Source organism: Pseudomonas sp. DTU_2021_1001937_2_SI_NGA_ILE_001, from assembly GCF_032463525.1.
GTDB lineage: Bacteria > Pseudomonadota > Gammaproteobacteria > Pseudomonadales > Pseudomonadaceae > Aquipseudomonas.
The window spans coordinates 3,003,914-3,017,555 of sequence record NZ_CP135971.1 but is presented as its reverse complement, the minus strand read 5'-3'; the positions used below and the strand labels follow the sequence as shown (position 1 = coordinate 3,017,555).

The following is a 13,642-nucleotide window of genomic DNA, read 5'->3' as shown; positions in this document are numbered from 1 at the left end:
GCCGTTATACCGCAGATGATAGGTAGCTGCCTATTAATCCATGCCGGGGCATCCGCCGGGAATGGGCATTCCCGGCTGGCCCCGGTTCAGCGACGCACCAGCAGGACCCCGGATTCCATGTGATGGGTGTAGGGGAACTGGTCGAACAGCGCGCAGCGCTCGATGCGGTGGGTGTCGTGCAACTGGGCGATGTTGGCCGCCAGGGTCTCCGGGTTGCAAGAGATGTACAGGATGCGCTCGAAGCGTCGGGTCAGCTCGCAGGTGTCCGGGTCCATGCCGGCGCGCGGCGGGTCGACGAATACGGTACCGAAGTCGTAGCTCTTCAGGTCCACGCCCTGCAGACGGCGGAACGGACGCACTTCATTGAGGGCCTGGGTCAGCTCTTCGGCGGACAGGCGCACCAAGGTGACATTGTTCACCGCGTTGTCGGCCAGGTTGGCCAGCGCTGCGTTCACCGAGGTCTTGCTGATCTCGGTGGCCAGCACCTGACGGGCGCGAGTGGCCAGGGGCAGGGTGAAGTTGCCGTTGCCGCAATACAGCTCCAGCAGGTCATCATCGCGCTGGCCCATGGCTTCGAGGGCCCAGCCCAGCATCTTCTGGTTCACCGTGCCGTTGGGCTGGGTGAAGGCGCCTTCCGGCTGGCGATAGCGCCAGGTGCGCCCGCCGACCAGCAGCTCTTCGGTCACGTAGTCGCGGCCGATCACCAGGCGCTGACCACGCGAGCGGCCGATCAGGCTGACCTGCAGCTCGGCGGCCAGTTGCTCGGCGGCAGCCTGCCAGGCGTCGTCCAGCGGCCGGTGGTAGCACAGGGTGATCATCGCGTCGCCGGCCAGGGTGGTGAGGAAATCCACCTGGAACAGCTTGTAGCTCAGTGCCTGGCTGGCCTGCCAGCCGTCGCGCAGGCGCGGCATCAGCTCATTGATACGGCGGCTGGCGATGGGCAGGCCGTCGAGCAGGATCGGCGTGTGCTTGTCACCGGGGGCGAACATCGCGTAATGGCGCTGCTGGCCCTCGAACCACAGGCGGAACTCGGCGCGCAGCCGGTAGTGCTCGCGGGGTGAGTCGAAGACCTGCGGTGCCGGTGCGTCGAAGGGCGCCAGCAGGGTCTGCAGGCGGGTGGTTTTCTCGGCGAGCTGCTGATCGTAGCCCGCCGGGTCGAAGGGAACACTCATGCGTTGAACCAGCCCAGCTTGATGACGAACAGCACCGACAGGACCACCAGGGCGGCGTTCAGCTCGCGCCCGCGCCCCGAGAGCAGTTTGATCGCCGTCCAGGAGACGAAGCCAAAGGCGATGCCGTTGGCGATGGAGTAGGTGAATGGCATGGCCAGGGCGGTGACCACCACCGGCGCGGAGACGGTGATGTCTTCCCAGTCGATCTCGGCCAGGCCCGAGGTCATCAGCACCGCGACGAACAGCAGCGCTGGCGCCGTGGCGTAGGCCGGTACGCTGCTGGCCAGCGGTGAGAAGAACAGCGCCAGCAGGAACAGCACGCTGACCACGATGGCGGTCAGGCCAGTGCGGCCGCCGGCACTCACGCCGGCTGCCGATTCGATGTAGCTGGTGGTGGTCGAGGTGCCCAGCAGCGAACCGGCCATGGCGGCGGTGCTGTCGGCGATCAGCGCGCGGCCCATCTTCGGCATGTGGCCGTCCTTGCCCATCAGCCCGGCGCGCTTGGCGACGCCGATCAGGGTGCCGGAGTTGTCGAAAATGTCGACGAACAGGAAGGCGAAGATGATGCTCACCAGGCCCACGTCCAGAGCGCCCTTGATGTCCAGTTGCAGGAAGGTCGGGGCCAGCGACGGCGGTGCCGATACCACGCCCTGGAAGGTCGAGAAGCCCATGACGATGGACACCAGGGTCACCGCCAGGATGCCGATCAGCACGGCGGCACGCACTTTCAGGCGGTCCAGGGCGACGATCAGGAAGAAGCCCAGGGTCGCCAGTACCGGCGCTGGTTGCTTCAGGTCACCGAGGCCGAGCATGGTGGCCGGGTTGGCGGCGACGATCTTGGCGTTCTGCAGGGCGATCAGTGCCAGGAACAGGCCGATGCCGGCGGCGATGGCCGAGCGCAGGGCCAGCGGGATGCTGTTGATGATCCACTCGCGGATACGGAAGATCGACAGCACGAAGAACATCACCGCCGAGAGGAACACCGCGCCCAGCGCCACTTGCCAGGTGTGGCCCATGTGCAGGACCACGGTGTAGGTGAAGAAGGCGTTCAGGCCCATGCCCGGCGCCAGGGCGATCGGGTAGTTGGCGATCAGGCCCATCACTGCCGAGCCGATGGCCGCTGCCAGGCAGGTCGCGACGAACAGCGCACCTTTGTCCATGCCGGTCTCGCCGAGGATGCTCGGGTTGACGAAGAGGATGTAGGCCATGGCCAGGAAGGTGGTGACGCCCGCGAGAAGCTCGGTGCGCACGTTGGTGTTGTGTGCCTTGAGTTGAAACAGCCTTTCCAGCATTTCGGGCTCCGATGGAACTGGCCTGCGCCGTGAATGATTCGACTCCAGCGGCACAGCTGCACCCGGCGGCATTGCCCCGGTGCGGTTGTGGCCTGGAAAAAGCCGCGCATCATACCAGCCGACTGCAAAACGTGCTGCACACGGATGATCGATGGCGAACCTGTGAGAGCGCTTGATAAGCAATAGCGGTGCCAGGCCAGATTCAGGCTCGGTAGGGGAGGCGGCGCTATGGCCCGTCCCTGGCCCAGCGCGCCTGAGCCCAATACTGTGCGCTTAAGCGGCATGTGCCCCGGTGGGAGCGGCTTTAGCCGCGAAAGCGTCAGGAAATTCCGTGTATCTGCCGTGAACATGCGGTCGCTTCGCGGCTCAAGCCGCTCCTACCCGGTCTAACTGACCAGTATTGCGGCTCAGCCTTCGCGGTCCAGCAGCCAGCGCTGCATGTGCTTGGCGCTCAGCGGCCGGGAGAACAGGTAGCCCTGGGCGACGTGATAACCCTGGCGGCGCAGGATCTCGTGCTGGCCGACCGTCTCGATGCCTTCGGCCACCACGGTCAGGTTGAGGCTGTTGCCGATATGAATCACCGCGTCGCTGAGGGTGCGTGCGGTGGCGTCGTTTTCGAGGTCCATGACGAAGCTGCGGTCGAGCTTGAGTTCCTGGATCGGCAGCTGGCGCAGGTAGCTCAGGCTGGAATACCCGGTGCCGAAGTCGTCCATGGCCAGGCGGATGCCCAGGGCGTGGACATCGTTGAGCACCTTCAGGGTGCTGGGGTTGGTGTCCATCAGGATGTTTTCGGTGAGTTCCAGGGTCAGGTCGCCGGGGCTGAGCCGGTAATGCTGCAGCAGGTCGGTGAGGATGGCCGGCAGTTCCAGGTCGTGGAAGTTGGTCGGCGACAGGTTCACCGAGATGGCCGACAGTTCGGCCCCGGCGCGACGCCACTCGGCCAGTTGGCGGCAGGCTTCGCGGATCGCCCACAGGCCCAGTTCGACAATCAGGCCGCACTCCTCGGCCAGTGGAATGAAGCGCGCCGGTGACACCTGGCCCCAGTCTGGATGGTTCCAGCGCGCCAGCGCCTCGGCACCATAAAGGTGCCCGTCGGCCATGCTGATCTGCGGCTGGTAGTGCAGTTCCAGGGCATTGTCCTGTAGCGCCTGCTGCAGGGCGGTTTCCATGGCCTGGCGCTGTTGCGCCTGCTGGTTCAGCTCATGGCAGAAGAAACTGAAGCGGCCACGCCCGGCATGCTTGGCTTGGTACATGGCCATGTCGGCGCGGTGGATCAGGGTCCCCATGTCGTGACCGTCTTCGGGAAGCAGGCTGACGCCGATGCTGACCGACGGCGTGACCCGGTTGGTGCCGACCTGACAGGGCTGGCTGATGGTCAGCTTGAGTTGCTCGACCAGTTCGGTGGCGCGTTGGGCATCGCAGTCGGGCAGCACCACGACGAACTCGTCACCCGACAGGCGCCCGACCACATCCTTCTGGCTGCGGTTTTCCAGCAGGCGCCCGGCGATGATCTGCAGCAGCTCATCACCGGCCGGATGACCATAGGAGTCGTTGACCTGCTTGAACCGGTCGACATCGATGAACAGCACCGCCAGGCGGCTCTTGTTGCGCAAGGCGGCCTGCACCGCCTGCTCGGAGTTGGCCATCAGCAGGCTACGGTTGGGCAGTTCGGTCAGGCTGTCGTAGAACGCCAGCTGGCTGATGTGGGCGCGGGCCTTTTCACGCTCGATGGCCAGTGCGCACAGCGGCACGACCACGTCCACCAGGCGCTGGTGGAAGGCCGACGGACCGCGCACTTCCTTGAAGTAGAAGGCCAGGGTGGCGATGACCCGTTGTTCGGCGTCCAGCACCGGCGTGGACCAGCAGCTCTTGATCCCATCGGGCAGCTCGACGTCGCGGAAGGCCTCCCACAGTGGGTCGCTGGCAATGTCCCGGGTAATCACCGGCTGGCGGCGAAAGGCGGCGGTGCCGCAGGTGCCGACGCCCTCACCGATCTGCAGCCCCTCGGCCAACTGGAAATAACTGTGGCGCAGACGGGTGGTAGCCAGCGGATGCAGCAGGCCGTCGTCGTCCACCAGCAGCATGGAGGTGGTCACTTCCGGGGCGATGCGCTCGATTTCCTCGCAGGCCAGCTGCATCAGGTTTTCCAGCGGCTCTTCGCGGACCATGGCGTTGAGCATGCTGTGCTGCAACACCTCGTGCATCTTGGTGTTGGTGATGTCGGTGAGGATGGTGACCGAATGCAGCAGGTCACCCTGGACCGAGAAAATAGGGTTGATGACCATGCTGCACCAGAGTCGGTCGCCATTCTGGGCATAGACCACTTCGTCGGTCTTGATCGACTGGCCCTCGGCGAGCTTGCGCCGGGCTTCGCCGACCGAGTGCCGGTCCAGATGCGGCGCCAGCAATTCGGACGGATGATGACCGCAGGCCTGGTCGAAGCGGTAGCCGAACAGTCGCTCGAAGCCGGCGTTGACGTAGGTGATGCGCCACTGGTGGTCGGTGATCACGATGGCGTTATCGGAATGGTCACTCACCAGTGAGAGCAGGCGCAGCCGTTCATGCTCTTCATGCTGCTGGGTGATGTCCTTGACGGACGTCACGAAGTACACCTGTTCTTCCTCAGCCAGCCGCGACACCGTCAAAGCCCCCCAATGTCGGCTGCCATCGCCGTGGGGAATGTCGATGAGCGTCAGCTCCCCGTCACCGCCCTGCAGGCGCTGGTAGTAGGCCTGAACCGGCAAGGGCAGGAGCAGACGGGCATCCTGGCCGATGACCTCATGGTGACTCTTGCCCCAGAGTTTCTCCGCTGCCGCGTTGAACAGCAGCACCTGATTCTCGGCGTCGCAGACCAACGTGGCGCTGCCGGCCATTTCGACGGATTGGACGAACAGATCGGAAAGGCTATTGATCAGAGGCATGCTCGTCCCTTGAAGCTTCAAGTTGGGCAGCGGTGGTTGTTCAATATCATGTAGCCATCATGGCGTGAAGAGTTGGAACGCGAGCTTTACAAAAAGTCTCCGCGACGGCGTTAGAAAAACCGCCGTTCGTCGCCAAAACGCCGCTGCTGCCCGGCAGGGTGAGGCAAGCGGTCACGCGACAACGCGCCACGCCGCTTTCCAGCGCGGCAGGAGCTAATCTTTAGCCGTCGGTTGACCTGCATCATGGCACTCGAACTCTGCCTGTGCCTCGACCGTCAGACGTTTAGTGCCGAGACTCTCAACAGAAGCCGCCCGGCACGCGAAAACCGCCCTGCCGTGGGGTATCGCTGCCGGTGACCTGCGCCGCAGCATCTGAAAGGGGTAGTCCTATGTTCGGTTTGGAGTCGCTCGACCTCGCGCGGATCCAGTTCGCGTTCACGATCTCGTTCCACATTTTGTTTCCCGCCATCACCATCGGCCTGGCCAGTTACCTGGCGGTGCTCGAAGGGTTGTGGCTGAAGACGCGCAACGATGTCTACCGTGACCTGTACCACTACTGGCTGAAGATCTTCGCGGTCAACTTCGGCATGGGCGTGGTCTCGGGCCTGGTCATGGCCTATCAGTTCGGCACCAACTGGAGCCGCTTTTCCGATTTCGCAGGCGCCGTCACCGGCCCGCTGCTCACCTACGAGGTGCTCACCGCGTTCTTCCTGGAAGCCGGCTTCCTCGGTGTCATGCTGTTCGGCTGGAACCGCGTGGGCCGTGGCCTGCATTTCTTCGCGACGGTGATGGTGGCGATCGGCACCCTGATCTCGACCTTTTGGATCCTTTCGTCCAACAGCTGGATGCAGACGCCCCAGGGCTTCGAGATCGTCGATGGCCGGGTCATTCCGGTGGACTGGTTCGCCGTGGTGTTCAACCCGTCGTTCCCGTACCGGCTGGCGCACATGGCGATTGCCGCGTTCGTCGCCACGGCGTTCTTCGTCGGCGCGTCGGCGGCCTGGCACCTGCTGCGCGGTCGTGACAACCCGGCGGTGCGCAAGATGCTTTCGATGGCGATGTGGATGGCCCTGCTGGTCGCTCCCATCCAGGCGGTGGTCGGTGACTTCCATGGCCTGAATACCCTCAAGCACCAACCGGCGAAGATCGCCGCCATCGAAGGGCACTGGGAGAACGTCGGTGACGAACCCACGCCACTGATCCTCTTCGGCTGGCCGGACATGCAGCAGGAGAAAACCCGCTTCGCGGTGGAGATCCCTTACCTGGGCAGCCTGATCCTGACCCACAGCCTCGACAAGCAGGTGCCGGCGCTCAAGGAGTTCAAGCCTGAAGACCGGCCTAACTCCACCGTGGTGTTCTGGTCGTTCCGGGTCATGGTCGGCCTGGGCATGCTGATGATCCTCACCGGCCTGTGGAGCCTGTGGCTGCGCAAGCGCGGCACGCTCTACCAGACCCGGCCGTTCCTGCATCTGGCGCTGTGGATGGGGCCTTCGGGGCTGGTCGCGATCCTCGCAGGCTGGTTCACCACCGAGATCGGTCGCCAGCCCTGGGTGGTCTACGGCCTGATGCGCACCGCCGAGGGCGTGTCGAACCACAGCGTCGCGCAGATGAGCTTCACCCTGGTGATGTTCGTGGTCGTCTACTTCCTGCTGTTCGGTGCCGGTCTGGGCTACATGCTGCGCCTGGTGCGCAAGGGACCGCAGCCGCATGTGGAGCACGTGCCGAGCGGTGGCCCCGGCAAGACCCGTACACCGGCCCGTCCGCTGTCCGCCGCCACCGAAGGCGCGGAACCGGGCGACGCACTGGACAACCTGAGCAGGGGGAACTGAGTCATGGGCTTCGATCTGGCACTGCTGTGGGCCATCATCATCATCTTCGGCATCATGATGTACGTGGTGATGGACGGCTTCGACCTGGGCATCGGCATTCTCTTTCCCTTCATGAAGGACAGCCGTGACCGCGACGTGATGATGAACACCGTGGCCCCGGTGTGGGACGGCAACGAGACCTGGCTGGTGCTCGGCGGCGCCGGGCTGTTCGGCGCCTTCCCGCTGGCCTACTCGGTGGTGTTGTCGGCGCTGTACCTGCCGTTGATGCTGATGCTGGTGGGGCTGATCTTCCGCGGCGTGGCCTTCGAGTTCCGCTTCAAGGCCACCGAGCACAAGCGCCATCTGTGGGACAAGGCCTTCATCTGCGGCTCGCTGGCTGCGACCTTCTTCCAGGGCGTGGCGCTGGGCGCCTTCATCGAAGGACTGCCGGTGGTCGACCGGCAATATGCGGGGGGCTCGCTGGACTGGCTGGCACCGTTTCCGCTGTTCTGTGGCCTGGCGCTGATCGTCGCCTACGCGCTGCTGGGCTGCACCTGGCTGATCATGAAGACCGAAGGTGCGCTGCAGAAAGCCATGCACGATCTGGCACGTCCCTTGGCCCTGGCGCTGCTGGTGATGATCGGCATCGTCAGTCTGTGGACACCGCTGGCGCATCAGCAGATCGCCGAGCGCTGGTTCACCCTGCCGAACCTGTTCTGGTTCCTGCCGGTACCGATCCTGGTGCTGCTGACCCTGTTCGGCCTGTTCAAGGCGGTGGCGCGCAACGCGCACTACACGCCGTTCCTGCTCACCCTGCTGTTGATCTTCCTCGGCTACAGCGGCCTGGGCATCAGCCTGTGGCCACACATCGTGCCGCCTTCGGTGACCCTCTGGGAAGCCGCCGCACCGCCGCAAAGCCAGGGCTTCATGCTGGTGGGCACGCTGTTCATCATCCCGCTGATTCTCGGTTACACCTTCTGGAGCTACTACGTGTTCCGCGGCAAGGTGACTGCCGAAGACGGTTATCACTAGAGGAGCCTGGCCATGCCCGACAAGCCTTCCCTGCATGAGGACGATCCGGCGCGCAGCAAGCCGTTATGGCAGCGTCTGGCCTGGCTGGCCGGCATCTGGGCCGGCAGCGTGCTGGCGCTGTTCATCGTCGCCAGTCTGATGCGCCTGTTCATGAGCGCCGCCGGGCTGACCACCCACTGAGCGGACTGACACCTGATATCCCTCCGTGTTTCGTGGACACGGCTTTCGTACCCTCCTGATCGGGCTGTGATGGAGGGTTTTTTTTGCCTGGGAGACGCGTTGGCGCGACTGGGGAGCCGCTTCGACTCACGGTGTCAGGGATTACCGGTGGGACCGGCTTCAGCCGGGAAGCTGTTCGCGGTAATGCGCGCTTGCGCCCGGCCCGTGCGCCCGGCGCCTACTTGCGCGCCTTGAGGATGACAAACTTGGGCGTGGCTGCTACCTGTTGCACATCGCGGAACAGCCGTGCCAGCTTGGTGTGGTAGCCCAGGTGGCGGTTGCCGACGATGTACAGTGCGCCGCCCGGTACCAATGCGCTGCGGGCCTGGAGGAACATGCGCCAGGCCAGGAAATCGCCGACCACCTGCTGCTGGTGGAACGGCGGGTTGCACAGCACTACATCCAGCGAATCGGGGGCCTGGGTGGCGAGGCCATCGGCGGCGCGCAGGGTGACCGGGCGTTCGCCGAAGGTGGCCTGCCAGTTCTCGGCCGCCGACTGCACCGCCATGTACGACTCGTCCACCAGGGTGTACTGCGCCTCCGGGTTGTCCAGCGCACTGGCAATGGCCAGCACCCCGTTGCCGCAGCCCAGGTCGGCGACCCGCGCCTTGCCCAGATCGCGTGGCAGGAAGGGCAGCATGGCACGCGTGCCGATGTCCAGGCCGTCGCGGCAGAACACGTTGGCATGGTTGATCAGTTCCAGCGCCGGCTGCTCGATGCGGTAGCGGGTCGGGAAGGGGGAGGGCTGGAACTCCTTCGGCTCGGGGGCGGCGAACAGCAGGCGGGCCTTTTTCACCGCCAGCGAGGCTTGCACCGGACCGACGTAATCTTCGAGCAGCTCACCGGCCGAGCGCGGCAGGTGCTTGACCATCGCCGCCGCCACCACTTTCGCATCCGGCGCGAGCTGGCCCTGCAGGCGGATCAACTGCTCTTCGAGTAACGCCAGGGTCTTGGGAATGCGGATCAGCACCCAGTCGAACGGGCCTTGCGGGGTTTCGCTGGCCGGTACCAGGGTCACGGCATCGGCGGCCAGGCCATTACGCTGCAGGTTGATGCCCAGCGCCTGGGCGGCGAGGTACGAGTCCGTGCTGCTCGTCACTGTCGCATGCGGCGCCAGGCTGGCCGCCAGGCCGCCGAAGCTGTCGTTGAGCACCAGCACCCGGGTGGTCAGGCTCAGGCCGTGTTCGGCCAGATGGGCGAGCAGGTATTCATCCGCAGCATCGAAGGCCTGCAGTGGTTCATTGGGCTGTTCCGGCTGGCGAATCAGGTCCAGTTCGGCGAAAGGGCTGGTGAGCAGGGGCATGGCAGGAACTCTGGGCAGACGACGAGTATCACGCGAGGCCGGTACACCCGGTCAGGCTTGAAGGGCGTGATTCTACGTGCTTTTTGCCTTTGGCACCTGCCATCGTGGTGCGAGGGACAACGGATCAGAACATCCCGCTCAATGCAGCTTGCACGGCTGCGGCGGTCTTGTTGCAGACCCCCATTTTTTGAATGGCACTGGCAATATGAAAATGAATGGTTCGCTCCTTCAGACGCAGGATGATTGCGATGTCGGCGGCTGTCTTGCCCTTGGCGGACCACTTGAGGATTTCAATCTCTCTCTGCGTCAAGGTCTGGGCTGGTGGCTGCCGGGTTGCTAGGGACTCGGTTGGCTGCATGGTCGCCTCCAGATTCGTACTGGCGAAACCCCGGGTGGGGTAAGTTGATTCTAGGGAAAAAGCGGCGCCGACATGAGCAGAGCGGATCCAATCCAGACGGGTGGAATGCTGGCGTTCTATGTATTCAAAAGGGTGTTAATGGTTGAGGCGCCGCTCTGCCTGGCCTGCGCTGAAGTGCTCGTTTCGGTCATGCCTGTCCGCCCCCCCATCAAGAGCGAAACGGTCTAAGGTAGGGCGCCGGTGCCTGCCCCTACAAACAGGTGGTGTTTCTCGACCCGTATTTGCGGGAAACTGGGCGCCTGCAATTATCTTCAGGAGTCGCGAGCACACCATGACCGTCAGCGAAGACAAGTTCACCCGGCAGACACTGCAGCGTGTGAGCCCCTTGACCAGCAACCTGTTCACCCTGCGGGCCAGTCGCGATGCCGGTTTCCGTTTCCGTGCCGGGCAGTTCGCGCGCCTGGGCGTGACCAAGGCCGACGGCAGCACCGTGTGGCGTGCCTATTCGATGGTGTCTTCGCCCTATGACGAATTTCTCGAATTCTTCTCCATCGTGGTGCCGGGCGGCGAATTCACCAGCGAGCTGAGCCGCCTGCGCGAGGGCGACGAATTGCTGGTGGAAAAGCAGTCGTTCGGCTACCTCACGCTGGACCGCTTCGTCGACGGCCGTGACCTCTGGCTGCTGTCCACCGGCACGGGGGTTGCGCCATTCCTGTCGATTCTGCAGGACTTCGAAGCCTGGGAGAAATTCGAGCGGATCATCCTCGTGTACAGCGTGCGCGAGGCCCGGGAGCTGGCCTACCAGCCACTGATTGCCGAGCTGACCCAACGCGAGTACCTGGCCGAGTATGCGCACAAATTCCACTACATTCCGGTGGTGACCCGTGAGGCGCATGCCGGGGCGCTGGGTGAGCGCATCACTGCGCTGATCGCCAATGGTGGCCTGGAGGCGGCTGCCGGTGTGGCGCTGAGTCCCGAGCACTCGCGGGTGATGCTCTGCGGCAACCCGGAGATGGTCGACGAGACCCGCGCCCTGCTCAAGCAGCGCGGGTTGCAACTGAGCCTGAGCCGACGGCCCGGGCAGGTGGCGGTGGAAACCTACTGGTAACCCGGGCCAGCCTTACAGCGGCTTGTTGGGGTCGACGACCACCGGTTCGGCAGGCTTGTTCTGCTCCTTGAGCAGGTCGCGGATTTCGGTGAGCAGGACTTCCTGCTTGTTCACCGCTGGGGCCTTGGCCTGTTCCTGACGCAGACGGTTGATGACCTTCACGCCCATGAAAATGGCGAATGCGACGATCAGGAAGTCCACTACGGTCTGGATGAATTTGCCGTAGGCCAACACCACGGCCGGTGCATCGCCCTGGGCGGCGCGCAGGGTGATGCCCAGGTCGGTGAAGTCCACGCCACCGATCAGCAGGCCCAGTGGCGGCATCACCACATCACCGACGAACGACGACACGATCTTGCCGAACGCGGCGCCGATGATGATCCCCACGGCCATGTCGACCACATTGCCCTTGACGGCGAAGGCTTTGAATTCGTTGATGATGCTCATGGGTCATTCCTTGTTACAGATGAAGGGTTCCGCTCCAGTCTAATGGAGCGCGAGGCAGCCTGCCCTCAAACATCGACCGGATCGCCCCCTACAAGTTTTATCCGATCTCGGACTCGAGTGGCCGCCCCGCCTGGCCGTGTGGTGGACAAGCTGGGTTATCATGGCGCCTTTTGCGAGCGGGGTTCCCATGGCCAAGGCCAAGCGCTTGTATGGTTGCACCGAGTGCGGTGCGACCTTTCCCAAATGGGCAGGGCAGTGTGGCGAATGCGGCGCCTGGAATACCCTGGTCGAGACTGTCGTGGAGAGCGGCGCGGCGGCGGCGCCCAGCGGGCGCACCGGCTGGGCCGGTGCGCAGGCGCAGATCAAGACCCTGGCCGAAGTCAGCGTCGAGGAGATTCCACGCTTCACCACCCGCTCCACCGAGCTGGACCGGGTGTTGGGCGGCGGCATGGTCGACGGCTCGGTGATCCTCATCGGCGGCGACCCGGGCATCGGCAAGTCGACCATCCTGCTGCAGACCCTCTGCCACTTGGCCGAGAGCATGTCGGTGCTGTACGTCACCGGTGAGGAGTCGCAGCAGCAGGTGGCCATGCGCGCCCGGCGCCTGGGCCTGCCCCAGGACAAGCTGCGGGTGATGACCGAGACCTGCATCGAATCGATCATCGCCACGGCGCGGGTCGAGCAACCCAAGGTCATGGTCATCGACTCGATCCAGACCATCTTCACCGAGCAGTTGCAGTCGGCCCCTGGCGGCGTCGCCCAGGTGCGCGAGAGCACGGCGTTGCTGGTGCGTTATGCCAAGCAGAGCGGCACGGCGATCTTCCTGGTCGGCCATGTCACCAAGGAAGGCGCGCTGGCCGGCCCGCGGGTGCTGGAGCACATGGTCGACACCGTGCTGTATTTCGAGGGTGAGGCCGATGGGCGCCTGCGCCTGCTGCGCGCGGTGAAGAACCGCTTTGGCGCGGTCAACGAGCTGGGCGTGTTCGGCATGACCGACCGGGGCCTGAAGGAAGTCTCCAATCCTTCGGCGATCTTTCTCAGCCGTGCCCAGGAAGAAGTGTCCGGCAGCGTGGTGATGGCCACCTGGGAGGGCACGCGGCCGATGCTGGTCGAGGTGCAGGCGCTGGTCGACGACAGCCACATGGCCAACCCTCGGCGCGTCACCCTGGGGTTGGATCAGAACCGCCTGGCCATGCTGCTGGCCGTGCTGCATCGTCACGGCGGTATCCCGACCCATGACCAGGATGTGTTCCTCAACGTGGTGGGCGGGGTCAAGGTGCTGGAGACCGCCTCGGACCTGGCGCTGATGGCGGCGGTGATTTCCAGCCTGCGCAACCGCCCGCTGTCCCATGACCTGCTGGTGTTCGGCGAAGTCGGCCTGTCCGGCGAAGTGCGCCCGGTGCCCAGTGGTCAGGAGCGTCTCAAGGAGGCGGCCAAGCACGGCTTCAAGCGTGCCATCGTGCCCAAGGGCAACGCCCCCAAGGAAGGCTTTGCCGGTTTGCAGGTGATCGCGGTCACGCGCCTGGAGCAGGCGCTGGATGCGCTGTTCGAGTAACCAGCGTCCTCAGATATCGATCAGCGCCGCCAGTTCGCGGTCCAGCTCCTTGGAGTCGGCCAGGTTCAGTTCGACCAGGCGCTTGAGGTGACTGATCGACTCCAGGCCGATGTGCAGGCATTCGAAGCCCAGGTGGTGCTGGTTGTCGTGGGTCTGGCGCACATCCATCCTCACGCAGGCGTCGGTGCTCAGGTGGATGTCGACCACGAACGGTTGCGTCGGGTCACCTTCCCAGGGCTCGGGGCGCTCGATGAGCAGGCCCTTGAGGGACAGGTCGAGCAGCTGGACCTCCCAGGTCGCATGGCCCTGTTGCAGTTCGGTCCGGGCATCGAAGGCGATGCGCTTGAAGCGCCGGCGATCGGCGGGGGAATCGGTCATCACGCGCACTCCTGGGGTTGCTGATGGCAGGGCTGCCGGCCTACGGGCT

At 64.5% G+C, this 13,642-nt stretch carries 12 protein-coding genes; 5 read left to right on the top strand and 7 right to left on the bottom strand.

The window, feature by feature from the left end; genetic code table 11:
* Positions 1 to 86: 86 nt before the first annotated feature.
* The 3 genes from trmA to RRX38_RS12815 form a co-directional block, all read right to left on the bottom strand.
* Entirely contained in the window at positions 87 to 1,172 is a 1,086-nt protein-coding gene (gene trmA, locus RRX38_RS12825; protein WP_295476675.1) for a tRNA (uridine(54)-C5)-methyltransferase TrmA, read from the bottom strand.
* A complete protein-coding gene (locus RRX38_RS12820; protein ID WP_295476676.1) occupies positions 1,169 to 2,464 on the bottom strand; it encodes an NCS2 family permease in 1,296 nt (431 codons plus the stop codon). The genes trmA and RRX38_RS12820 overlap by 4 nt, the downstream gene beginning before the upstream one ends.
* A 407-nt stretch (positions 2,465 to 2,871) precedes the next feature.
* Positions 2,872 to 5,385 (bottom strand): EAL domain-containing protein, encoded by a 2,514-nt coding sequence (locus RRX38_RS12815; RefSeq protein ID WP_315959504.1) that lies wholly within the window; start codon positions 5,383 to 5,385, stop codon positions 2,872 to 2,874.
* Between the two features lie 389 nt (positions 5,386 to 5,774).
* Here RRX38_RS12815 and RRX38_RS12810 point away from each other — a divergent pair, with 389 nt between their 5' ends.
* From RRX38_RS12810 to RRX38_RS12800, 3 genes are read left to right on the top strand one after another with little or no spacing between them, the layout of a single operon-like run.
* Entirely contained in the window at positions 5,775 to 7,214 is a 1,440-nt protein-coding gene (locus RRX38_RS12810) for a cytochrome ubiquinol oxidase subunit I (RefSeq protein WP_295473225.1), read from the top strand.
* Between the two features lie 3 nt (positions 7,215 to 7,217).
* Positions 7,218 to 8,225 carry a cytochrome d ubiquinol oxidase subunit II gene (gene cydB, locus RRX38_RS12805; protein ID WP_315959503.1) on the top strand — a complete coding sequence of 336 codons (1,008 nt, stop codon included), beginning with the start codon at positions 7,218 to 7,220 and terminating at the stop codon, positions 8,223 to 8,225.
* A gap of 12 nt (positions 8,226 to 8,237) precedes the next feature.
* Positions 8,238 to 8,405: a DUF2474 domain-containing protein gene (locus tag RRX38_RS12800; protein WP_295473221.1), complete on the top strand. Its 168-nt coding sequence runs from the start codon at positions 8,238 to 8,240 to the stop codon at positions 8,403 to 8,405.
* Between the two features lie 217 nt (positions 8,406 to 8,622).
* Here the strand turns inward: RRX38_RS12800 and RRX38_RS12795 are convergent, their stop codons facing one another.
* Both RRX38_RS12795 and RRX38_RS12790 read right to left on the bottom strand, forming a co-directional pair.
* Positions 8,623 to 9,747 (bottom strand): class I SAM-dependent methyltransferase, encoded by a 1,125-nt coding sequence (locus RRX38_RS12795; protein ID WP_315959502.1) that lies wholly within the window; start codon positions 9,745 to 9,747, stop codon positions 8,623 to 8,625.
* 124 nt (positions 9,748 to 9,871) lie between these two features.
* Positions 9,872 to 10,105 carry a LuxR C-terminal-related transcriptional regulator gene (locus tag RRX38_RS12790; protein ID WP_315959501.1) on the bottom strand — a complete coding sequence of 78 codons (234 nt, stop codon included), beginning with the start codon at positions 10,103 to 10,105 and terminating at the stop codon, positions 9,872 to 9,874.
* A 331-nt stretch (positions 10,106 to 10,436) separates the two neighbouring features.
* Between RRX38_RS12790 and RRX38_RS12785 the strand changes: the two genes are divergently transcribed.
* On the top strand, positions 10,437 to 11,213 hold the full coding sequence (locus tag RRX38_RS12785; protein WP_295473216.1) for a ferredoxin--NADP reductase: 777 nt from the start codon (positions 10,437 to 10,439) through the stop codon (positions 11,211 to 11,213).
* A gap of 12 nt (positions 11,214 to 11,225) precedes the next feature.
* Here the strand turns inward: RRX38_RS12785 and mscL are convergent, their stop codons facing one another.
* Entirely contained in the window at positions 11,226 to 11,660 is a 435-nt protein-coding gene (mscL, locus tag RRX38_RS12780) for a large-conductance mechanosensitive channel protein MscL (RefSeq protein WP_295473214.1), read from the bottom strand.
* A gap of 187 nt (positions 11,661 to 11,847) precedes the next feature.
* Between mscL and radA the strand changes: the two genes are divergently transcribed.
* Complete coding sequence (gene radA, locus RRX38_RS12775; protein WP_315962678.1) at positions 11,848 to 13,215, top strand: DNA repair protein RadA; 1,368 nt, start codon at positions 11,848 to 11,850, stop codon at positions 13,213 to 13,215.
* Positions 13,216 to 13,224: 9 nt separating this feature from the next.
* Here the strand turns inward: radA and RRX38_RS12770 are convergent, their stop codons facing one another.
* On the bottom strand, positions 13,225 to 13,593 hold the full coding sequence (locus RRX38_RS12770; protein ID WP_315959500.1) for a PilZ domain-containing protein: 369 nt from the start codon (positions 13,591 to 13,593) through the stop codon (positions 13,225 to 13,227).
* Positions 13,594 to 13,642: the final 49 nt, after the last annotated feature.

Bases quoted from the DNA above. Each gene is read 5' to 3' on its own strand.
- trmA (WP_295476675.1), bottom strand. From the start codon at position 1,172: ATGAGTGTTCCCTTCGACCCGGCGGGCTACGATCAGCAGCTCGCCGAG.
- RRX38_RS12820 (WP_295476676.1), bottom strand. From the start codon at position 2,464: ATGCTGGAAAGGCTGTTTCAACTCAAGGCACACAACACCAACGTGCGC.
- RRX38_RS12815 (WP_315959504.1), bottom strand. From the start codon at position 5,385: ATGCCTCTGATCAATAGCCTTTCCGATCTGTTCGTCCAATCCGTCGAA.
- RRX38_RS12810 (WP_295473225.1), top strand. From the start codon at position 5,775: ATGTTCGGTTTGGAGTCGCTCGACCTCGCGCGGATCCAGTTCGCGTTC.
- cydB (WP_315959503.1), top strand. From the start codon at position 7,218: ATGGGCTTCGATCTGGCACTGCTGTGGGCCATCATCATCATCTTCGGC.
- RRX38_RS12800 (WP_295473221.1), top strand. From the start codon at position 8,238: ATGCCCGACAAGCCTTCCCTGCATGAGGACGATCCGGCGCGCAGCAAG.
- RRX38_RS12795 (WP_315959502.1), bottom strand. From the start codon at position 9,747: ATGCCCCTGCTCACCAGCCCTTTCGCCGAACTGGACCTGATTCGCCAG.
- RRX38_RS12790 (WP_315959501.1), bottom strand. From the start codon at position 10,105: ATGCAGCCAACCGAGTCCCTAGCAACCCGGCAGCCACCAGCCCAGACC.
- RRX38_RS12785 (WP_295473216.1), top strand. From the start codon at position 10,437: ATGACCGTCAGCGAAGACAAGTTCACCCGGCAGACACTGCAGCGTGTG.
- mscL (WP_295473214.1), bottom strand. From the start codon at position 11,660: ATGAGCATCATCAACGAATTCAAAGCCTTCGCCGTCAAGGGCAATGTG.
- radA (WP_315962678.1), top strand. From the start codon at position 11,848: ATGGCCAAGGCCAAGCGCTTGTATGGTTGCACCGAGTGCGGTGCGACC.
- RRX38_RS12770 (WP_315959500.1), bottom strand. From the start codon at position 13,593: ATGACCGATTCCCCCGCCGATCGCCGGCGCTTCAAGCGCATCGCCTTC.